11 protein-coding genes and 1 pseudogene are annotated in these 21584 nt (G+C 61.4%); 4 read left to right on the forward strand and 8 right to left on the reverse strand.

Translation table 11 applies throughout. From position 1 onward, the window contains the following. The first annotated feature begins 217 nt into the window (after window positions 1-217). On the forward strand, window positions 218-2098 hold the full coding sequence (locus tag AD662_RS00990) for a methyl-accepting chemotaxis protein (RefSeq protein WP_053184960.1): 1881 nt from the start codon (window positions 218-220) through the stop codon (window positions 2096-2098). A 249-nt stretch (window positions 2099-2347) separates the two neighbouring features. On the opposite strand, the gene AD662_RS00995 is transcribed toward AD662_RS00990, so the two are convergent. The 5 genes from AD662_RS00995 to AD662_RS01015 all read right to left on the reverse strand — a co-directional run bounded on the left by AD662_RS00995 (window position 2348) and on the right by AD662_RS01015 (window position 9477). Beyond that, complete coding sequence (locus AD662_RS00995) at window positions 2348-2812, reverse strand: SRPBCC family protein (RefSeq protein WP_018613225.1); 465 nt, start codon at window positions 2810-2812, stop codon at window positions 2348-2350. A gap of 32 nt (window positions 2813-2844) precedes the next feature. Next, window positions 2845-6384, reverse strand: coding sequence for a non-ribosomal peptide synthetase (locus AD662_RS01000; RefSeq protein WP_053184964.1), 3540 nt, complete (start codon window positions 6382-6384; stop codon window positions 2845-2847). Between the two features lie 10 nt (window positions 6385-6394). Then, complete coding sequence (locus AD662_RS01005) at window positions 6395-7327, reverse strand: diiron oxygenase (protein ID WP_046065607.1); 933 nt, start codon at window positions 7325-7327, stop codon at window positions 6395-6397. Then, window positions 7324-8100: a DUF3050 domain-containing protein gene (locus tag AD662_RS01010; protein WP_033062914.1), complete on the reverse strand. Its 777-nt coding sequence runs from the start codon at window positions 8098-8100 to the stop codon at window positions 7324-7326. Before AD662_RS01010 ends, AD662_RS01005 begins: the two co-directional genes overlap by 4 nt. Before the next feature lie 684 nt (window positions 8101-8784). Beyond that, window positions 8785-9477, reverse strand: a complete 693-nt coding sequence (locus AD662_RS01015) for a GntR family transcriptional regulator (protein ID WP_018613216.1) — start codon at window positions 9475-9477, stop codon at window positions 8785-8787. Between the two features lie 269 nt (window positions 9478-9746). Between AD662_RS01015 and lapG the strand changes: the two genes are divergently transcribed. Then, window positions 9747-10370, forward strand: a complete 624-nt coding sequence (gene lapG, locus AD662_RS01020) for a cysteine protease LapG (protein ID WP_371856198.1) — start codon at window positions 9747-9749, stop codon at window positions 10368-10370. Window positions 10371-10384: 14 nt separating this feature from the next. Next, window positions 10385-12331, forward strand: a complete 1947-nt coding sequence (gene lapD, locus AD662_RS01025; protein ID WP_046065609.1) for a cyclic di-GMP receptor LapD — start codon at window positions 10385-10387, stop codon at window positions 12329-12331. Between the two features lie 493 nt (window positions 12332-12824). Here lapD and AD662_RS29135 read toward each other — a convergent pair whose 3' ends face one another. Beyond that, window positions 12825-12989 (reverse strand): hypothetical protein, encoded by a 165-nt coding sequence (locus tag AD662_RS29135; RefSeq protein WP_156334882.1) that lies wholly within the window; start codon window positions 12987-12989, stop codon window positions 12825-12827. 459 nt (window positions 12990-13448) lie between these two features. On the opposite strand from AD662_RS29135, the gene AD662_RS01035 reads away from it, so the two are divergent. After that, window positions 13449-13820, forward strand: a complete 372-nt coding sequence (locus AD662_RS01035; RefSeq protein ID WP_053184970.1) for a DUF6124 family protein — start codon at window positions 13449-13451, stop codon at window positions 13818-13820. Window positions 13821-14128: 308 nt separating this feature from the next. Here the strand turns inward: AD662_RS01035 and AD662_RS01040 are convergent, their stop codons facing one another. Continuing rightward, the gene (locus tag AD662_RS01040; RefSeq protein ID WP_014335964.1) at window positions 14129-14467 is read right to left on the reverse strand and encodes a hypothetical protein; all 339 of its coding nucleotides are present in this window, start codon (window positions 14465-14467) and stop codon (window positions 14129-14131) included. A gap of 141 nt (window positions 14468-14608) precedes the next feature. Continuing rightward, window positions 14609-21584 (reverse strand): annotated as a pseudogene (locus tag AD662_RS01045) (LapA family giant adhesin); the annotation flags it as partial.

Consider the following 21584-nt stretch of genomic DNA (forward strand, 5'->3'; position numbering starts at 1 on the left):
CGCACTGTCATCAGCCGTCGGCGAATTTGCAACCACCGTTCGCCCGCTGTGTCCTCTCGTCGGCTATTTCTTCTATTCCCTAATTATTTGTACAGGTTTGCCGACAGACTTGTACGTGTGCACCAAAGTGGAGCGAATTGATAACCGCTCGCACTGTTACATAGAACGTTGCAAACCTGGAATGCACTCCCCACTCCTTGCATAAGAAGCCTCAACAATGAATCTAAAGTTCAGCCACAAAATCCTTCTTGCCGCCTCTGGTGTGGTGGTCCTGGCTTTTGCCCTGTTCACGCTCTACAACGATTATTTGCAGCGCAACACCATCGGCAGCAGCCTTGAGTCGTCCATCGAGCAATCCGGCGACCTGACGGCCAGCAGCATCCAGAACTGGATGAGTGGCCGGATACTGGTGCTGGAAAACCTGGCACAAAACATCGCGCACCAGGGTGCTGCTGCCGATCTGCCAGGGCTGGTCGATCAGCCAGCGCTGACGTCGAACTTCCAGTTCACTTATGTGGGCCAGGCCAACGGTGTCTTCACCCAACGTCCGGACGCCAAAATGCCTGACGGCTACGACCCGCGTCAGCGCCCTTGGTACAAACAGGCGGTGACCGCCGATAAAGCCATGCTGACCCCGCCTTATCTGGCGGCGGTGGGTGGCCTGGTGGTGACCGTTGCCCTGCCGGTGAAGCATAAGGGCGAACTGCTCGGCGTGGTGGGCGGCGACCTGAGCCTGGAAACCCTGGTGAAAATCATCAACTCCGTGGACTTCGGTGGTATCGGCCATGCGTTCCTGGTCAGCGGCGACGGCCAGGTGATCGTCAGCCCGGATAAAGACCAGGTGATGAAGAACCTCAAGGACATCTACCCCGGTACCCCGGTGCGTATTGGCAAGGGTATCCAGGACGTTGAGCTGAACGGGCAGGACCGTATCCTTTCGTTCACTCCAGTGACTGGCTTGCCGAACGCCGAGTGGTACATCGGCCTGTCGATCGACAAGGCCAAGGCCTACGCGCCGTTGAGCCAGTTCCGTACGTCTGCGCTGATTGCGATGTTTGTCGCGGTGGCGGCCATTGCGTTGCTGCTGAGCCTGCTGATCCAGGTACTGATGCGTCCGTTGACCACCATGGGCCGCGCCATGCAGGACATCGCCCAGGGTGAAGGCGACCTGACCCGGCGCCTGGTGGTGCAGGGCAAGGATGAGTTTGCGGTGCTGGGTGGTTCGTTCAACCAGTTCGTGGAGCGGATTCACGCGTCGATCTCGGAAGTGTCTTCCGCCACTCGCCAGGTGCATGACCTGTCGCAGCGGGTGATGACCTCGTCCAATGCGTCGCTCGTCGGCTCGGACGAGCAGAGCGCCCGCACCAACAGCGTGGCTGCGGCCATCAACGAGTTGGGCGCCGCGACCCAGGAAATCGCCCGCAATGCCGCCGATGCCTCGCAGCATGCCAGCGGTGCCAGCGAACAGGCCGATGACGGTCGCCAAGTGGTGGAAAAAACCATCCAGGCCATGACTGAGTTGTCGCAGAAGATCAGCCTTTCGTGCACCCAGATCGAAACCCTGAACGCCAGCACCGACAACATCGGCCACATCCTGGACGTGATCAAGGGCATCTCCCAGCAAACCAACCTGCTGGCGCTGAACGCGGCCATCGAAGCGGCTCGTGCCGGTGAGGCCGGCCGTGGTTTTGCGGTGGTGGCCGATGAAGTGCGCAACCTGGCGCACCGCACCCAGGAGTCGGCGGAAGAAATCCACAAGATGATCACCTCGCTGCAGGTCGGCTCCCGTGAAGCGGTGACCACGATGAACGCCAGCCAGACCTCCAGCGAAGAAAGCGTGGAAGTGGCCAACCAGGCCGGCCTGCGACTGGTCAGCGTGACGCAGCGTATCGGTGAGATCGACGGCATGAACCAGTCGGTGGCCGCTGCGACCGAAGAACAGACCGCGGTGGTTGAAACCCTCAACATGGACGTCAGCCACATCAACCTGCTGAACCAGCAAAGCGTCGCCAACCTCAATGAAACCTTGAAGGATTGCGATGCCTTGTCGCAACAGGCCAACCGGTTGAAGCAACTGGTGGACAGCTTCAAGATCTGACCCAGTCCCCTGTGGCGAGGGAGCTTGCTCCCGCTGGCCTGCGCAGCAGGCCCCAGCATTCGATCGTTCCCACGCTCCTGCGTGGGAATGTCGCCAGGGACGCTCCGCGTTCCGCTTCTGGAAGGTGACGCAGAGCGTCACGGGATGCATCCCCACGCAGAGCGTGGGGACGATCAGCTTCAAGCCAATCCATGGGTTGTCTGGACTGCCGCTCTCGCGAGCAAGCTCGCTCCCACAAGGGGGTGGCGCTTACTTGAACATCCCTTGCACATTCCCCATCGCCTCATCGGCGAAGCCCTGGAGGAAATCCCTGAAGCCCGACGGCGTGTGGGCGTCGGTGTGGTCGGCGATGATGGTCCAAGTGGCGCGGCAGCGGTTGTCCGCCAAGGGTTCGACGCGCATGGCCGCCCACAGGTTATCGATGCCCAGGGTGTTGTAGATCAGCGTCCAGGTCATGTGCATGGCCTGGTCGTCACGGCTGTTGAGCTGTTCCACCACCAGGTTCTGCCCATCGCGGAAAAATTTCTTGCGCAGGGACCTCACGCCCTCGCCGGTCATTTCGATGTGTTCCAGCGCCGGGATGAAACGGTTGAAGCCGCCAAAATCACCCACCACGTCCCAGACGCGCGCCGCGTCGGCCGCGACCTCCACCGAGGTTTCGACCTGGCAGGCTTGAGGGTTTTTGATCAGGGTGTCGGGTTGAAATGCACTCATGGTCTTGCTCCTTGCTTTGGGTTGAGGGTGTTTCAGATGAAGTCGATGGCCTTGAGGTACTCGGCGCCGCGACGCAGCAAGGCCGGGGATTTTTCCGGGTAGCTGGCGCCCATCTGCCGCACGCCGGCGCGGGCGTTGTCATGGCTGATCAGTGAGATGTCGCCGATGTCTTCTTCGAAGCCGTTGAGATAGAAACCCAGCACGCCAAACAACGCGTTGTCGGCATCGACCCGAGCCAATTGCCGTTGCCACTCGGCGACGCTGACCAGCGAAAATTCCCGGCCGCTGTCGCGGAACGACGCGACATAAGCATCCCAGCTCAAAGGCTGTGGGTTGTGCAGGTTGAACACCGCTTGCGTCGGCTGGTAACGGCTGGCGTGGAAGGCGATGAAACGGGCCAGGAAATCCACCGGCATCAGGTCGAAGTTGAGTGACAGCTCCGGCACCTGACCGAGTTGGATCGAGCCCTTGAGCATCAGCATCAAGCGATTCTTGTGGGGCTGGCAGACCCCGGTCAGGCTGTTGAAACTGATGTTGCCGGGACGGAACAGATTGACCCACACCCCGCGATCCCGGGCCCGTTGCAGGATCCGTTCACCGACCCATTTGGACAGGTTGTAGCCGTTCTTGATGTAGATCGGCGGCGTCTCGGCGGCAGGCTGTTCCAGCACCTGGCCGTCGGCGTCCAGGGCACTGGAGGCGGAAAGCGTGGAGACGAAGTTGAAGATCTTCTTGCTGCGCCCTTCACACAGGCGCAGGCATTCGAAGATCGGCTCCACGTTGTCCCGCGCCAGGGACTCGTAGTCGAGCACATGGTTGACGTGGGCAGCGTTGTGCACCAGCGCGCCGAAGGTGAGGTCGATGCGGGCGTAGACGTCATCCGGCAAACCCAACTGCGGTTGGGTGATGTCGGCGGCGTAAACGCTGACGCGGTCCAGGTCCAGGTGGGTCAGGTGATTGTCCTGGAGGGCCTGGGAGAAGCGCTCGGCCGCGCTGTGTTCAGCGCTCGCACGCACCAGGCACGCGACTTCGGTGGCGCCCCAGGCCAGCAGTGCCTCGACGATGTGCACCCCGAGAAAACTGTTGGCGCCGGTCACCACCACCTTGTGCACATCGCCGCATTGGCTGATGGGCAGCGGATCGAGGTTGAGTTCGGCCTCGGCATCGATGAAGGCCTGGGGGCTGAGGATCGATGCGCTGTTTTGATCAGGATCGTCCAGCAACTTGGCCAAGGTCATCAGCGTCGGCGCTTCGATAAAGCGGTTGATCGACAGGCTGCGACCGAACGTCTGGCGGATGCTCAACAACAGTCGCGACAACAGGATCGAATGCCCGCCGAGGTTGAAGAAGCTTTCGTCGGTGGCGATGTCCTCGACGGGCAGTTCAAGCAGTTCGGCCCACAGTTGCTGCAATTGTGTCTCCAGGGCGTTCTGTGGCTGCCGGTGCTGGCCGTCGACCTGTACCTGCACCGCCATGGCGAGCAAGGCCCGGCGATCGACCTTGCCGTTGCTGGTGTACGGCAGGCTCGGCAACTCGACGTAAGCGGCCGGGTGCATGTAGCTGGGCAAGCTGTTCTGCACATGTTCGCGCAACACCTGGAGGGCGTCACCGGAGTGCTCGGGATGAACCAGGAACGCCAGGATTCGCCGCCGCTCATCGACCCCCACTGCCACTTGGCGAAACAACTGGCTATCGCGCAGGCAGTGCTCGATTTCCTCGGGCTCGACCCGAAAACCGCGGATCTTCACCTGGTTATCGCGCCGGCCACACAATTCGATGCCGTTGTCGGTCCACTGGCCGATATCGCCCGTGCGATAGACCCGCAGCGCTTGCCCGGTGGGCAGCGCCAGGTCGAGGTAGCGCGTCGCGGTCAGCGTCGGGTCGTTCAGATAACCCAGGCCGACGCCCGGGCCGGCGATGTACAGCTCGCCGGGGACACCTTGGGGAACCGGTTGCAACTGTTCGTCCAGGATCAGCACCCGGCCATTGGCGATGGGCACGCCGAGGTTGCGGTTGTTGTCGCCGACGCCGAACTGTCGTGTGGTCGCCAGCACCGTGGTTTCGGTGGGGCCGTAGATGTTGTGGAACCGGCATTGTGGCGCGAGCTGTTCGATCACGAACGGCTCGCAGACGTCGCCCCCGGTGATCAGGTGCGCCAGGCCCAGCGGCGCATCCAGGGGCATGACGCTCAGCAGCGCCGGCGGCAGAAAGGCGTGGCTGATGTGCTGCTGGTGAATCAACGCGACCAGTTGCTGCGGATCGCGGCGCTGGTCTTCGCTGGGCACCACCAGCAGGGCGCCGTGGATGAAGGTCGGGAGGATATCCAGCAGCGACGCATCAAAGTTGATGGTGGAAAACTGCAACGCCCGGCTGTCGCGCTGCAACCCGACGTAGTCGCCGTACCAGGCACAGAAGTGACTGAGGTTGCGGTGGCTGAGCAACACGCCCTTGGGCTGGCCGGTGGTGCCAGAGGTGTAGATCGCCACGGCCGGTGCGTCGCTGTCCACCGTGCGGCGGATCAACGAAGCCGGGATGCCTGGCGTGGGCGCTGGCAGTTGCTGGACATTGAGCGTTGGCAATGCCAGGTCGCCCAGGTCGCTGTCGCCGTCGTGCAGCAGCAGGTCCGCCTGGGCATTTTCCAGGATGAAGCGCCGACGTTGCGCCGGGTGCTGCGGGTCCAACGGCAGGTACACCGCCCCGCAGCCCAGCACCGCCAGGATCGCCGCATACAGGTGCGCGGACTTGGGCAGGCAGACACCGATCACCTTGGGGGAGGAAGGCCTGTGGGAGGAAGGCTTGCCCCCGATGAACGATGACGCGGTTTGCTTGAGAGCGTCGGTGTCTTCATCGCGGGCAAGCCTTGCTCCCACAGGTTCTCCAGCAGCTCCTTTCTCATGTTCTGCGCGGTGCAGTATTTCCAGCATCGGTTGCTGCAACCTCAGCGCCAGGCGGCGCAAGGATTTGTAGTCGATGAGTTGTCCATCGACCCACAGGGCCGGTTGCGTCGCGTCGTCGAGCATGCGCTGTTCGATGCTGTGCATCACCGGCACGTTGGCGGCGGCCAGCAGCCAGGGCACCGACGGCCGATTGAGGCCGTGCTCGAACGCCAGCGGCTCCAGCGCATCGAGCCCGAGCAGGGGCTGCTCGACAGCGTCAGCGCGCACCGTCGGCCAGTGATCGAAGCAAGTGTCATCCCGGGATAACTGGCTGACCAGCCGTGCCCCGGTCTCGACCACCGTCGCCAGGGTACGCAACCGCAGGGACTGACCGTTGCCATCGCCTTGCGGCGCAATCACCTCCTGGCACAGCAGCCGCTGCGCGCCGTCGCGGAACATCACCACCGGTTGCGGCAATACTTCGCCGGGTAGCGTGCGCAGCACCACGCGCACTTGGAGGCATGAGCGGGCTTCAACGGCAGGCGGTGTCGTACCGTCGTCGATCAACAGATCGACCGCGTCGTGGTTGGCCGGCGATTGCCGATCCACGATGCCGTGGCCGTGCAGCACCAGTTCCCGGGCCAGTTCGGCCATGGCCTGGCTGGTGCCAGGCACTGCAATTTCGAGGCGTTTCATCGAAAGGTCCTCATGGAGTCAGGTAATCAGCGAGGGCGTCGCGTACGCAGGGGGACGCGAGCATCGAGCTGCTGCGGAAAAAGCGCGTGATGTTGCCCACCAACGGGTGAAAACGATTGATGGGGTAGGCCAGCGCACTGGCGTCTTCACGCAGCGACTGGCGTACCGATTCGTCGACGGGCAGGTGCGCGATCAGCTCGAAATCGAACGCTTGCTGCAGGTCGCTCGTCAGGTACTGGACGATGAACCCGGGCATCAAGCGTGCAATCGCCGCGCGGTCCTCTTCGGGCGCGGTGCGCCAGTAGATCTGTACCAGTCGCGTCCAGAAACCGGAGTGCCGGCCCTCATCGAGCAAGTGATCGGCCATCAGCCCCTTGATCGAGGCCTTGACCGAGTCGTCCCGGGCGAAGGCCGCCACTTCGTTGGTCACGGTGTTCTCGGCGATGGCGATGCAGATCAGCTCCACGGCGCTGAGCAGATGTTCCGGCGCCTGGGCCAGGGTTGCCGGTATCGCGCGGCTGAGTTCGATCTGCCCCGGCAACGCGATCGGTGCGATGCCGGTCATGTCGATGGTCTGCTGCATGAAGTCCATCGCCACCAGCGCGTGATAATCCTCGTCCACCACCACGGTCATCGCGTCGTAGCGGCAGGCGAATGGGAATTCGATGCCGAAGCGGTTCTTGGCGATGCGGCGGGCGGTGTGGTCCACCAGTTCGGTCTCGAAAATCACCACGTCGTTGATGAACTTGTAGAGGCTCTGCACCAGCACAAAGTCGCGCAATTGCGGACAGTGGCTGAGGAAGGTCTGGCTGTGCACCAGCGGCTGGCGGCTCATGGGAAAGATCAGCTTGTCGTCGTCTTCGACCCGGCGCCGTGGCCGGGTACGGATCGTCGCGCGGCTTTCCCAGGCGTCGGCGAAGGATTGGTATTCGACGGCGTTCATGGCGTCACCTGTGCAACCGGCTGGGCCATGCTCTGGCGCAAGCCGTCCCACAAGGCTGCGCGGCTGTGGACAGCGGCGAGCGCGGCGGCCAGTACCTCGGTTTCGCGTTGCGGGTCGCCATCGATCAGCCGGGCCAGCAACTTTTCTGCCGCCGGGCCATGGTCTTCGGAATCGACTTCGATGTGCCGCTGCAGGTAATAACGAAAGGTCGGCGCCTGGTCCAGGCCAATGCCCCAAGCATCGAGCATGCGCTGGAACATCTGCGGGATGACACTCTCGCGACCGTGCACGAAGGCGGCGGCCACGCTGTGGGCCGGGGCGTGCAGGGCGGTGTGCAAGGTCTGGCGGACGAACCGTGCCGCCGCCGGTTCGACATCGACGCTGTCCAGCGCAGTCTCGGGGCTGACGCCTTCCTGTTGCAGGGTGATGAATTGCTCGATCGCGCGGGTATCGGCACCGATTTCCCGCATGGCGTCCAGGTACAGTTCGAAATGGCTGCAATAGCCTGCGCCGGGGCGGTCATCCGACTCTTCCCCCAGCACGATTTCATTGATCAAGCGTGCCGCGTGCGGGTCGGCCGGCGGCAGCCAGGGCAGGTGGACACAAGTGAGCTCGCGTTGCAGCCGCTTGGTCAGCGACATGAAGTCCCAGACGGCAAAGACATGGCTTTCCATAAAGCGGCGTAACAGATCGATTGATGTAATCTCGGAAAAAACAGGGTGTTGGCCAAGTTCGTGTTTTTTCAAAGATAGTTGTTCTTTGGATGGCTGCATCGGAACGTCCTCATCAATGATGTTTTGTCCGGAAGGCTGCTCGTTATTTAATTAAGGCGAGCGGGTGCCTGAACCGGAGTCCATGAATTGCCCAAGGGGCTTAAGTATTCTCTTTTAATCGTAATTTCGGCTTTTGGTGCCAGTGTTTGCTGGGCTTGTCGCAAGTCGAAAGGGCCGCAAGTAACGCGGCGAATAAAAACTAATACACCGAGCAAGTAAGTGGCAAGTATCTTTTTTAATTATTTGAAGTTGTGTTTTTATTGGGCACAAAGAGGGCTTTTAAAACTTATTTAATAAGTTTTATTGGGGCGAAGAAGCTCCTTCCGATTTAGGGGGATCAGAATCGAATAGTTCGAGTGAATGCCTCACTCGGAGCACTTCAGGAATCGGGGAATAAGGAAGTTTTATGTTATGGGCGGGACGTCGGTCGGACATCCGATCATCCCGCCGGTTGGACGACGCTCCTTGCGTATTGGCTTCGATTCGTCTGGCCTCAGCCAGGCGTTGACTTCTTCAGGTCTGTTTTGAATCGACAAGCGCAAGAGTGAGCCCAAATCGATGGCAGTGCCATTGAACTGATGGGGCGACAAGTCGCGGCCACGGCCAGGCCGCGCCGCGCAGGCGACAAGTGAGTCGGAAGGATATGTAAGAAGTTTTTACGCCGGCCGGACCGCCGAGGTGGGATCAAAGCTTCGACGACTGTTCCAGATAGCGGCGCATGGTGACAGAGGCTTTTTCCAGGTGCCGTTCCAGCAATACGACGGCTTTATCGATGTCCTTGGCACGCGCGGCCTCGAGCAGCGCGCGATGATCGTCCTGGCTCAACTTGCCCAGCCCCATGGATGACAGATGAAAGCGCAGGAAGCGCTCTTCTTCATTGAGCTCGCGCTCGATCAGGTCCAGCAGCTTGCTGTTGGGTGCCTTGTGATAAAGCGACATGTGGAACAGCCGGTTGAGCTTGCCGATCTGGGCGTGTTCGGTTTCCGTTTCCAGCTGTTCGATGTACTGGGCGGCCATTGTCAGGTCGTTGTCATCGAGCAGCGGGATGGACAGGCGCAAGGCGAACGATTCCAGGACCGAGCGCAGGGCGTAGGTTTCTACCGCATTGTTGGTGATCAACGGCGCCACTACGGCGCCCTTGTGCTGAACCACATTGAGCAGTGACTGCGCTTCGAGCTGGCGCAGTGCCTCGCGCACCGGCATGCGGCTCACGCCGAACAGGTCGGCCAGTTCCTGCTGGCGCAGGGCGGTGCCGCAAGGCAGACGTCCATCAAGGATGGCCTCGCGCAGAGACTCTTCGATAATCGAGCGTGCCTGGTCAGCCGGGATGGGCCCGTTGACCTGGATAGTGCTAAGCGGTTTGGGCTTCTGTGTCACGACAACACCTGACTGGTAGTAACGAAAATTGGATCCAAGCCAACGTTAGTTACAGATTGCCAAGCCGTCAAAATCTCGCGGCCCCAGTTCCTGAACTAAAGTTTAGTCTGCTTATGGTGATTGCAACCTGCCATTGTCTTTTACCGGGCCAGGCTTCACCATCCAACGAATTTCCAACGGCCCTTTTCGGACGTATTCCCTTGGCTGCACCTTTCCCTGTCCTCAGGTCCTTGCGCTGGCTGTGTTCGGCATTGTTGCTGGCCGGCCTGATGCTGGGTGGCTTGCAGGCTGACTGGGACTTTGCGCAGATCAGCCGACGGGCGCAAGCGTTATATGGTCCCTTGGGCGAAGGTCAGCAACGGATTGACGCATGGCAGCAACTGTTGGCGACCCAGAAACAGATCCCGGAACTGGAACAGCTCAAGGTGGTGAACCTGTTTTTCAACAAACAGGTGCGCTACGTGGAAGACATCGACCTGTGGCGCGAGGTCGACTACTGGGAGACCCCGATCCAGGCCCTGTGGAAGGGCGCTGGCGATTGTGAAGACTACGCCATCGCCAAGTATTTCAGCCTGCGTCATCTCGGGGTCTCCAGTGACAAGCTGCGCATCACCTACGTCAAGGCCTTGCGGCAGAACCGTGCGCACATGGTGCTCACCTATTACGCCACGCCCGAGGCGATGCCGCTGGTACTCGACAGCCTGATCGACGGCATCCTGCCGGCCAGCCAGCGAACCGACTTGCTCCCGGTCTACTCTTTCAATGCCGAAGGGCTGTGGCTGCCGGGCGCCAAGGGCAACAAGAAAGTGGGTGACACCAAGCGCCTGTCCCGGTGGCAGGATGTGTTGAAGAAAATGCAGGCCGAAGGTTTTCCGGTCGAGACGACTAACTAGGAGCGCGCGCTCAGATGTCCTTGTTCAAACAGCTGTTGATCGCTATCTGTCTGTTCCTGGTGGTTGCCTTCAGCGGCAGCTTCATGGTCAGCCTGGAGAGCTCGCGGGCCCAGTACGTCAACCAGTTGCGCTCCCATGCCCAGGACGCGGCCACGGCGCTGGCGCTGTCGTTGACGCCGAACATCGACGACCCGGCGATGGTGGAGCTGATGGTCAGCTCGATCTTCGACAGTGGCTACTACGCAACCATCCGCGTGGTCGACGTGGCCACCGACAAGACCCTGGTCGAGCGCACCGGCACGCCGGACGCCGGCAGCGTGCCGCAATGGTTCGTCAAGCTGATCGGCCTGGAACCGGCCGGAGGCGATGCCATCGTCAGTCGCGGCTGGGAACAGGCGGCGCGGGTTGAAGTGGTCAGCCACCCGATGTTCGCCCTCGCCAAGCTGTGGCAGAGCGCGTTGGGCAGCCTGGGTTGGCTTTTGCTGTGTGGCGCCGTGAGCGCGGTGCTGGGGGCCTTGCTTCTGCGTCGCCAGCTCAAGCCGCTGGACTACATGGTGCATCAGTCCCATGCCATCGCCCGTCGCGAGTTCCTGAGCCTGCCGGAGCTGCCGCGCACGCCTGAACTGCGCCGCGTGGTACAGGCGATGAACCAGATGGTCGAGAAGCTCAAGGCGCTGTTCCAGGAACAGGCCGAGCGCAGCGAGAAACTGCGGGTCGAATCCTACCAGGACAACCTCACGGGCCTGGCCAACCGGCGCTATTTCGAAATGCAGCTCAATGCCCGGGTGAGCAACCCGGAGCAGGCCAGCTCCGGTTATCTGCTGTTGTTGCGGGTCAAGGACCTGGCCGGTTTGAACCAGCGGTTGGGCGGGCAGCGCACCGACCAGTTGCTCCAGGCCGTGGGTGAGCAATTGCTGCGTGAATGCGCGCGGTATCCGGAAACCCACAACCTGGTCACGCGCATTCGCGGCGGGGAATTCGCGGTGCTGGCGCCTGGGCTGGTGCGCGAGGAAGCGCTGCAACTGGCGCAGAATCTTGAGGCTGCATTGGCGAGCCTGCATGCGACCGGCGCGACGGATGTGGCGTCGGTGGCCTCCATCGGGCTGGCGCCGTTCGCCCATGGCGACTCGCCGCAAGCGGTGCTCCAGCTCGGCGACCAGGCCCTGGCCCAGGCCGAAAGCCAGGGCGAACCGGGTTGGGCCTGCCTGGACCACAGCGCGTCGGCCAGTGTCGGTGATGATCACCATGCCTGGCACAATTTGCTCGATCAGGCGCTGAGTCATCAGCGTTTCGAGTTGTATTTCCAGCCGGTGGTGGCTGCCCAGGACACCCAGGTGGTGCTGCATTACAAAGTGCTGTCGCGGCTGTTGGACGAGCAGGGCCAGACGATCCCCGCCGGGCGGTTCCTGCCTTGGTTGGAGCGCTTTGGCTGGACTGCGCGCCTGGACCGCTTGATGCTTGAACAGGTGTTCAAGCAAATGGCCGGGCATGAGCAGTCCCTGGCGTTGAACCTGTCTTCGGCGACCTTGGCCGATCCGCAGGCGCTGAACAAGATCTTTGAGATCCTGCGGGCGCATTCCAACCTTGGGTCGCGCCTGACCCTGGAGATTGGTGAAGAGCAACTGCCGGAGCAAGCGGTGCTGGAGCAGTTGACCCGGCGTCTGCGTGAGTTGGGCTTCTCCTTGAGCCTGCAGCGTTTTGGTGGGCGATTCAGCATGATTGGCAACTTGTCGCGGTTGGGGTTGGCTTACCTGAAGATCGATGGCAGCTATATTCGTGCGATTGATCAGGAGAGCGATAAGCGCTTGTTCATCGAGGCGATTCAGCGGGCGGCTCACAGTATTGACCTGCCGTTGATTGCTGAGCGGGTTGAGACGGAGGGGGAGTTGGCGGTGATTCGGGAGATGGGGTTGTTTGGGGTTCAGGGGCAGTTGGTGGGTGAGCCTAAGCGCTGGGGGTGAGGCGGTCTTTTATCCTTCTGACTGAGTACATATCCGTTTCTGCGGTAACGGCGGCTTATGGTTCCGCTCTTACAGCGGGTCACTTTCGAAAAGCGCGAAAGTAACCAAAGCGCTTCTGCCCCACCACTCGGTGCCTCGCCTAGGCTCGGCATGCCCTCACTCCGGCATTGCTCCGTGGGCCCGCCGCGAAGGGCCATCCATGGCCCAGCGCGGCTATCCCGGCATCCATGCCGGGATGCCCACTCCACAATGCCTGCGTTCGGCCAGCGTGGTTAACGGGGCGCCGAGATCAACGTCCACCGCGAGGCGGCCTAGTAGCCGACCTGGCTCTCCCGGTCGTACACCCGTCAGATCTGTTTGAGCAGGACCTGTGGGAGCAAAGCTTGCTCGCGATAGCGGTGGTTCAGTCACATGGATGTTGGGCTTGCCGACCTCTTCGCGAGCAAGCCCGCTCCCACAGGAGGAACGCGGTCATCCAGAGCCAGGTCGGCTATCAGGCCGCCTCGGAGAGGACGTTGATCTCGGGCGCCCCATTAACCACGCTGGCCGAACGCAGGCATTGCGCAGTGGGCACCTCGGCATGGATGCCGAGGTAGCCGCGCTGGGCCATGGATGGCCCTTCGCGGCGGCCCACGGAGCAATGCCGGAGTGAGGGCATGCCGAGCCTAAGCGAGGCACCAAGTGGTGGGGCAGAAGCGTTTTGGTTACTTTTGCGCTTTTCAAAAGTGACCCGCCGTCAGGGCGGAACCCTAAGTGGCCGTTACCGCAGAAACGGATATACACCCCCTCTAAAAGTAACGTCCTAGGAGATTTCCTTCGAGTTGTGGCGAACTTGGTGAACTTGTCCGGCGTCAGCCTCGTGGCTAGTCTGGGTTTGTCACTGAAAAAAACGGTGACACTGGCGTGCAAGCCGGTTAGAAAGACGCCCAACAATATCACCAGCCACTTATTGTGCATTCGTGCTCATGTTTTATGGCGGCTGTGTGTGGGAGACCTTCGGGTCTGCCGAGTTTTTGGGCGTTGTCTTACTCGGTCTTGCACACTCGCACATAGCTGCCACCCTTCATCGCGTGCAAGCGAGCCAGGGCGGCTCTGAATTGAATAGGAAGCCCAAACCATGTTCAAAGCTACGCCTAACCCCCCACAGCCCTCATCCAAATCCCGAGTCGAAACCCAGCAAGCAAAGAAACTCGACGAAGCCGCCGAACGCGCCCTCGACTACTACCTCAACCCCAAACCCACCGATGAAGCCTCGGGAAAAACCCAAACCGCCCAACTCTTCATGGTCTCCCCAGACATCGACACCGAAACCCTCCTGGCCAATGCCTCTGAAGACCTGCTGTCCATCAGCGCCATCGCCGCCGACCTGGCTGACGACGTCGACGGCTCACGCCGCAGCGTGATCCTGGCGATCAGCCGAATGGCCGATGGGGTGCATTTGCTGGTGGAGAGGGCGATGGATCGGCTGGAGGTTCAAGCGGCGGGCTGACAGGCCTGCGGTGAATTGACGATTGTCATCGCGAGCAAGCTCGCTCCCACACTGGATCTGTGTCGAACCGAAATATCGAAATCAACACCAATCAACTGTGGAAGCGAGCTTGCTCGCGATGGCGTCCGCCCAGACAACCCAGAACCTGTGGCGAGGGGATTTATCCCCGCTGGGCTGCGCAGCAGCCCTAAACACCAGCCGCCTCGGTGTGTCAGGCAGTTCACCTTTAAGCATCTGGGGCTGCTGCGCAGCCCAGCGGGGATAAATCCCCTCGCCACAGGGTTTTGTGTGCTGCTCGAGGTGGGAGCCTAGATCAACCCTTTCTCATCATCATCGATCAATCGGCTCAACCCACCCAGGGCTTCCCGGGCCTGGTTGCGGTCCATCAGCTTGGCCTGGGCCGCCGGTGGCAGGTCGGTGACGCGGATGACGCCTTTGCTGGTCAGCACCTGGATCAAGTCATCGAGTACCCGGATCATCTCCAGGTCGCTTTGCTTGAGCTGCTTGAGGCTGTTTTCCACCGCCTGGTTGGCGAACCAGTCCTGGATCTCGTGGTTGTCGGCCGGCAAGGTTTCGGTGGCCTCGGCGTAAGCGGTGGCTTCTACGCGCACCAGCAGGCCTTGTGCATCGCGTTGCACATAAAACATCGGGCATCCCTCATGTATGAAGCGGCGTCATGCTGGGCAGCATAGGCCAACTGTGGGGGAGTATGGAGGGTGGAGACGAAATCGTCATCCTGGGAGCAGCCATGCACGACCGCCCTGTGAAGGGCGGCCGTGAGGGCCCGGTCAGCTGTTGTTGTGATCGACCTTGATGGTCGGGTCGCTGCCGGCGATCAACGAGTTCAGGTTCACGTTCGACCAGTTGTTGCCTTCGAGCTTGATCGTCACATCCGGCGTTGCTGCGGCACCGTTGGCCGCATTGAACTGGCCGGAAGTGCTGACCTGCAGTGACGACACGCCATCGACCGTGCTGATTTTCAGGAAGTGGTCGATGGTGCTGCCGGTTTCGCCCTGCAATAGATCCCGCAGGTCGATCCGGTCACCTTCGCTGGCCTTGAAGTCCTTGATCACGTCGGTGCCGGTGTCGCCGGACTTCCAGACAAAGGTATCGCCGCCCAGGCCACCGATCAGGGTGTCATTGCCCTGGCCGCCGATCAGGGTGTCGTTACCCGTGCCACCGAGCAGGATGTCATTGCCCTTGCCACCGTTGAGCGTGTCGTTGCCGCCCTGGCCGAAAATGATGTCGTTGCCGGCACCGCCCAGCAGGGTGTCATTGCCATCGTGGGCACCGGACACATCGAACGCGGGGTAGTGTTCGGTGATGTACTGGTGCACGTTGCTGGTGGTCACCTTGCTGACGTCCACGCCGTTCTGTTGAGCAACGAAGGCCTGGATGGCCTGGTAGCCCTCGCCAGCAACGCCGTTGAAGCTCACCAGGTCGCCGAACAGGATGTCGTTGCCGTTGCCGCCATTGACCGTGTCGGAACCCGGCAGGGTCGCTTCGGTGTGGCCGATGATCGAGTTGGCCAGGTTGTTCGGGTCGATGTTGGTCTGCGGCGTCGAGTCCGAATCGTAGGGCTTGAGGTCGTTCAGGGTCACATCGCTGTTCAGGCCGATGGCTTCGACGGTGCTCAAGCCTTTGAGCAGTGTGAAGCTGTCGGTCGAGCCCGTCGCCGAATCGACATAGTTCCAGTAATCGCCATAACCGGTGCCGCCCTGGTTCGACAATTCAAAGGTGCCATTGCCCTCGGCGTGCACCGTGCCGACATAACTGTCGTTCCAGTTCTTTCCGCTTTTGGTCGACAGGTACATCTGGCCGTTTTCGTAGATGGTGTACTTGTGCGTGCCGTCGATCGTCTGGGTGTAGTACTTACCGACGGTGTAATTGGATGCGCTCAGTACGTCATCGAGTTTGACGCTGCCGTACAGCGTTGGGTTGGGCTGTTCGCCGGTCTGGTAGTAAGTCGGCTTACCGTCGGTAATGAAATACGTCAGGTTCTTCGCCCCGGTATTGTTCAGGGCGTCGGTACTCTTGAAGAAGTTCGCCGTGGTCTTGAACACGTCTTCGTAGTTGGTACCGCCACCGGACACCATCGAGTCGAGCACACCCTTGAGCAGGGTCAAGGCGTCCGGGTTGTTGAGGTTGACCGAGATCGACTTGTTCACCTGGCTATCGAAGTCTGCCAGGAAAATATTCACCGTCCCGGAGTTGCTGCCCAGGCTCTGCTTGAGGGTGTTGAACACCGAGGTCAGCGAGGCCTTGGCCGCGGCGATGGACGAGTCGCTCATGCTGCCGGAGCTGTCGACCATGAAGGCGATGTTGTAGTTGACGCCCGGCACTACGGTCAGCCCGCCAATGTCGGCGACGACGATGTCGTTGCCGTCGGTGCCGGTGACGTTGTCACTGCCCGCCGTGGCGGTGATGGCGTTGTAGGTCGCCGGGTACACGGTGACTGGGATCTGCGCCGTGGTAGTCGCCGATCCTCCGAGGGCTTCGGTGGAGGTGGAGGTCACGGTCAGATTGAGCTGGCCGTTGTAATAGGCCGGCGGCGTCAGGGTCAGGCTGCCCAGGTTCCAGCCACTGACCGATGCTTCGCCGTTGCTGCCCACGGTCGCGAAGTGGCCCACGCCGTCGCTCAGCACACTCCCTTCCGGCATGCCGCCAATCTTCACGCTCAGGCTTTCGGAGCCGTCGGTGTCGGTCAGGGCGGTGGTGATTTTCGACAGGTGCACGCTGGTGCCTTCGGCGCCTTCGTTGAGCTTGAAGCCGTCGTAGTAGCCTTCGCCGTTGGTGCCGTGCAGGTCGGAGACGGTCACGCCAGCATTCGCCAAGTCGGTCACGCCGGTGTAGAGCGGCACGCCGGCACTGCTCAGGTCTACAGGCGTGCTGCCGTTGACCGACAGGTTCACGTCATAGCTACCGATACCGTGCTGATTGTGGTGGTAGATGTCCAGGGTGTAGTAGCCGCTGGTGGTTGGTGTGAACGAACCGTTCAACTGGCCGCCCGCACCCCACGTGGTTGCCGCGGCGGTTTTGCCGCCGATGGTCACCAGCAGGCTGTCATCGCCCGTGCCGCTGAAGGTGTAGGTCTTGCCGGCTTCGAGGAAAATCAGGCCCGAGGTTTTCGACGCGGTGCCCACGTTCACGTTACCGTCGGACTGCACGTTGGTCACGTTGGTGCTGCTGTTCGGCGTGCCGGCGGCATCGATCACCGACTTGAGCGTGCCGGACGGCGCGCCGCTGCCATCGGTGCCCAGACCCGACAGGCCGGTCCAGACTTCCTTGATCAAACCGGTGGAGGTCACGTTGTTGCCGGCCACGTTGAGGGTCGGTGCGTCGGCGACTGGGGTGATGTCGATCTTCACGGTGCCGGTATTGCCCAGCACCTGGCCGTCGGTTGGCTGGAATTTGACCTGTGCGTAGTCGGCCTGGTTGTTGCCCATGCTGCTGCCAACATAACCATTGGCGCCGGATTCGTTGGCGTCCGGAGTGAAGCGCAGCTTGCCGGCGTCGATGTCAGCCTTGGTGAAGGTCTGGTTGTTGGCCACGTCTTTCCAAGTTGCGCCGTCCAGATACTGCAACTTGCCATCGGCCGGCAGCTCGGTGATTTTCACACCCAGACTGGTGGCGGAATTGTCCACGTCGCTGACGCCGAACGTCGACCAGCCGAGGACCAGTGACGTGTCTTCGGTACCGGTCACCGCGCCACCGGTGGCCACTGGCGCATCGTTGATCCCGACCACGTTTACGGTGGTGGTGGCGGTGTTGGAGTAGCTCGCGCCGTCGGTCACCGTCACGGTGATGATGCGCGGTACGGTGCTCGGATCTTCGCTGTTGTTGATGAAGCTGATGTTCTTGATCTGCTGCATGTAGTCGGCCAGCGTTGCATTGCCTGTCAGCGTCAGGACGACTTTGCCGTCGGTGCTGTTGGCGTTGATGCTGATGCCGTTGACGCTATTGCCTAGGTTCAGATGATCGCCAGGCTGACGGTTGGTCAGCACGATGGTCGCGCCGGTCAGCATGGTGCTGTCCGGGTCAGTGATGCTCAGGTCGGTGTCGGCGATGGACACGCCCGGGCCGGTGGTGCCTTCGGTGAAGGTCACCTGGTAATCGGCACCGGTCTTGCCGCTGGAGTTGTTGGCGTCCAGGTCGAGTACCGGTGGCGCATCGTTGTCGATGATCGAGGTACTGACGCTGCCGTTGGTGCCGCTGACCGCCAGGTGCTCGAAGTTGCCACCGGTGGCCGAGTCGATCTTGACCACGAAGTTTTCGGTGCCTTCGGTGATCTTGTCGTCCAGCGTTGCCACGTTGAAGGTGGCGCTGGTGGCGTTGGCCGGGATCTTCACGGTGTAGACACCGGTGAAGTCCGTGCCGTCGGCGGCGGTGCCGCTGTAGACGATCTTGAGCGTCACTTCGGTTTGTGCCGGGTTCGTCAGGCTGACGGTATAGGTGGCCGCCTGGCCTTCGGTGACCGACGTGCTGCCGGTGATGCTGACGGTGGTGTTGTCGATGGTGTCGGTGACGTCGGTCGCTGCTGGGGTAGTGCTCGGAACCAGGTTCTCGAAGTTGCCACCGGTGGCGTTGTCGATGCTGACTTCGACTTTGCCAGCGTCCTTGTAGACGTCGTCTGTTGGCGCATCGACCGTCACGGTGCCGGTGGTGGCGCCTGCGGCGATGTTGATGACGGCGCCGTTGCTCAGGGTCACGGTCACTGGCGAGCCGGCGGCGTTGGTCAATGTTGCGGTGTAAACGATGGAACCGCCTTCAGCAACGGTATCGGTCGCACTCAAGGTCAGGCCGGTAGTGTCTTGCACATCGGTAACGGTGGTGTCGGCCGGGGTGGCGTCGATGTCCAGTTTTTCGTAGTTACCGCCCTGTGCGTCGTCGATCTTCACGCTCAGGTTATCGCCGCCGGCGAGGGCGTCGTTTGGTGTAGCGAAGTTCACCGAAGCGGAGCTGGCGCCGACTGGGATGGTGATGGTTTGGCCGTTGCTCAACGTCACGACGAGCGGGGCATCAGTTACCGGAGCGTTGACCGACGCGGTGTAAACCACAGTCCCGCCTTCAGCGACGGTGGACGTTGCGGTCAGGCTGACAGTCGAGGTGTCGATAGTGTCGGTGACGTCAGTCACCGCCGGCGTGGTGCTCGGAACCAGGTTCTCGAAGTTACCGCCAGTCGCTTGATCGATGCTGACTTCGACTTTGCCAGCGTCTTTGTAGACGTCGTCTGTTGGCGCATCGACCGTCACGGTGCCGGTGGTGGCGCCTGCAGCGATGTTGATGACCGCGCCGTTGCTCAGGGTCACGGTCACTGGCGAGCCGGCGGCGTTGGTCAATGTAGCGGTGTAAACGATGGAACCGCCCTCAGCAACGGTATCGGTCGCACTCAAGGTCAGGCCGGTAGTGTCCTGCACATCGGTAACGGTGGTGTCGGCAGGCGTGCCATCGATGTCCAGTTTTTCGTAGTTGCCGCCCTGGGCGTCGTCGATCTTCACGCTCAGGTTATCGCCGCCGGCGAGGGCGTCGTTTGGTGTAACGAAGTTCACCGAAGCGGAGCTGGCGCCGACTGGGATGGTGATGATCTGGCCATTCGACAGGGTGATAACCAACGGAGCTTCGGTCACGGGTGCATTGACCGAAGCGGTGTAAACCACGGTGCCGCCCTCAGCGACGGTGGACGTTGCGGTCAGGCTGACAGTCGAGGTGTCGATGGTGTCGGTAACGTCAGTCACCGCCGGCGTGGTGCTCGGAACCAGGTTCTCGAAGTTACCGCCAGTGGCGTTGTCGATGCTGACTTCGACTTTGCCCGCGTCCTTGTAGACGTCGTCTGTTGGCGCATCGACGGTCACGGTGCCGGTGGTGGCACCAGCGGCAATGTTGATCACCGCACCGTTGCTCAGGGTCACGGTCACTGGCGAGCCGGCGGCGTTGGTCAATGTTGCGGTGTAAACAATCGAGCCGCCTTCAGCGACAGTGTCAGTTGCCGAGAGCGTCAGGCCAGTGGTGTCCTGCACGTCGGTAACGGTGGTGTCGGCAGGCGTGGCGTCGATGTCCAGTTTTTCGTAGTTACCGCCCTGTGCGTCGTCGATCTTCACGCTCAGGTTATCGCCGCCCGCGAGGGCGTCGTTTGGCGTAACGAAGTTCACGCTGCCACTGCTGGCGCCGACCGCGATGGTGATGGTCTGGCCGTTCGACAGGGTGATAACCAACGGAGCTTCGGTCACGGGTGCATTGACCGAGGCGGTGTAAACCACGGTGCCGCCTTCGGCCACAGTCGAAGTCGCTGTGAGCGAAACGGTGCTGGTGTCGATGGTGTCGGTAACGTCAGTCACCGCCGGGGTAGTGCTCGGAACCAGGTTCTCGAAGTTGCCACCGATGGCGTTGTCGATGCTGACTTCGACTTTGCCGGCGTCCTTGTAGACGTCGTCTGTTGGCGCATCGACGGTCACGGTGCCGGTGGTAGCACCAGCGGCGATGTTGATGACCGCGCCGTTGCTCAGGGTCACGGTCACTGGCGAGCCGGCAGCGTTGGTCAGGGTGGCGGTGTAAACGATGGAACCGCCCTCAGCAACGGTATCGGTCGCACTCAAGGTCAGGCCGGTAGTGTCCTGCACATCGGTAACGGTGGTGTCGGCCGGGGTGGCGTCGATGTCCAGTTTTTCGTAGTTACCGCCCTGGGCGTCGTCGATTTTCACGCTCAGGTTGTCGCCGCCAGCGAGGGCGTCGTTTGGTGTAACGAAGTTCACGCTGCCACTGCTGGCGCCGACCGCGATGGTGATGGTTTGGCCGTTGCTCAACGTCACGACGAGCGGGGCATCAGTTACCGGAGCGTTGACCGACGCGGTGTAAACCACGGTGCCGCCTTCAGCGACCGTCGAAGTCGCTGTGAGCGAAACGGTGCTGGTGTCGATGGTATCGGTGACATCAGTCACCGCCGGGGTAGTGCTCGGAACCAGGTTCTCGAAGTTACCACCAGTCGCTTGATCGATGCTGACTTCAACTTTGCCAGCGTCCTTGTAGACGTCGTCTGTTGGCGCATCGACCGTCACGGTGCCGGTGGTAGCACCAGCGGCGATGTTGATGACGGCACCGTTGCTCAGGGTCACGGTCACTGGCGAGCCAGCGGCGTTGGTCAGGGTAGCGGTGTAAACGATGGAACCGCCTTCAGCGACAGTGTCGGTTGCCGAGAGCGTCAGGCCAGTGGTGTCCTGCACGTCGGTAACGGTGGTGTCGGCCGGAGTGGCGTCGATGTCCAGTTTTTCGTAGTTACCGCCCTGGGCGTCGTCGATTTTCACGCTCAGGTTGTCGCCGCCAGCGAGGGCGTCGTTTGGTGTAACGAAGTTCACGCTGCCACTGCTGGCGCCGACCGCGATGGTGATGGTTTGGCCGTTGCTCAACGTCACGACGAGCGGGGCATCAGTTACCGGAGCGTTGACCGACGCGGTGTAAACCACGGTGCCGCCTTCAGCGACCGTCGAAGTCGCTGTGAGCGAAACGGTGCTGGTGTCGATGGTATCAGTGACATCAGTCACCGCCGGGGTAGTGCTCGGAACCAGGTTCTCGAAGTTACCACCAGTCGCTTGATCGATGCTGACTTCAACTTTGCCAGCGTCCTTGTAGACGTCGTCTGTTGGCGCATCGACCGTCACGGTGCCGGTGGTAGCACCAGCGGCGATGTTGATGACGGCACCGTTGCTCAGGGTCACGGTCACTGGCGAGCCAGCGGCGTTGGTCAGGGTAGCGGTGTAAACGATGGAACCG

The organism is Pseudomonas kilonensis, assembly GCF_001269885.1.
Classification (GTDB): Bacteria; Pseudomonadota; Gammaproteobacteria; order Pseudomonadales; family Pseudomonadaceae; genus Aquipseudomonas; species Aquipseudomonas kilonensis.

Coding starts and splice junctions, on each gene's coding strand:
- AD662_RS01010 (WP_033062914.1), bottom strand. CDS start 8,100: ATGCAGCCATCCAAAGAACAACTATCTTTGAAAAAACACGAACTTGGC.
- AD662_RS01040 (WP_014335964.1), bottom strand. CDS start 14,467: ATGTTTTATGTGCAACGCGATGCACAAGGCCTGCTGGTGCGCGTAGAA.
- AD662_RS01035 (WP_053184970.1), top strand. CDS start 13,449: ATGTTCAAAGCTACGCCTAACCCCCCACAGCCCTCATCCAAATCCCGA.
- AD662_RS01005 (WP_046065607.1), bottom strand. CDS start 7,327: ATGAACGCCGTCGAATACCAATCCTTCGCCGACGCCTGGGAAAGCCGC.
- AD662_RS00995 (WP_018613225.1), bottom strand. CDS start 2,812: ATGAGTGCATTTCAACCCGACACCCTGATCAAAAACCCTCAAGCCTGC.
- AD662_RS01000 (WP_053184964.1), bottom strand. CDS start 6,384: ATGAAACGCCTCGAAATTGCAGTGCCTGGCACCAGCCAGGCCATGGCC.
- AD662_RS00990 (WP_053184960.1), top strand. CDS start 218: ATGAATCTAAAGTTCAGCCACAAAATCCTTCTTGCCGCCTCTGGTGTG.
- lapD (WP_046065609.1), top strand. CDS start 10,385: ATGTCCTTGTTCAAACAGCTGTTGATCGCTATCTGTCTGTTCCTGGTG.
- AD662_RS29135 (WP_156334882.1), bottom strand. CDS start 12,989: ATGCCCTCACTCCGGCATTGCTCCGTGGGCCGCCGCGAAGGGCCATCC.
- lapG (WP_371856198.1), top strand. CDS start 9,747: ATGCTGGGTGGCTTGCAGGCTGACTGGGACTTTGCGCAGATCAGCCGA.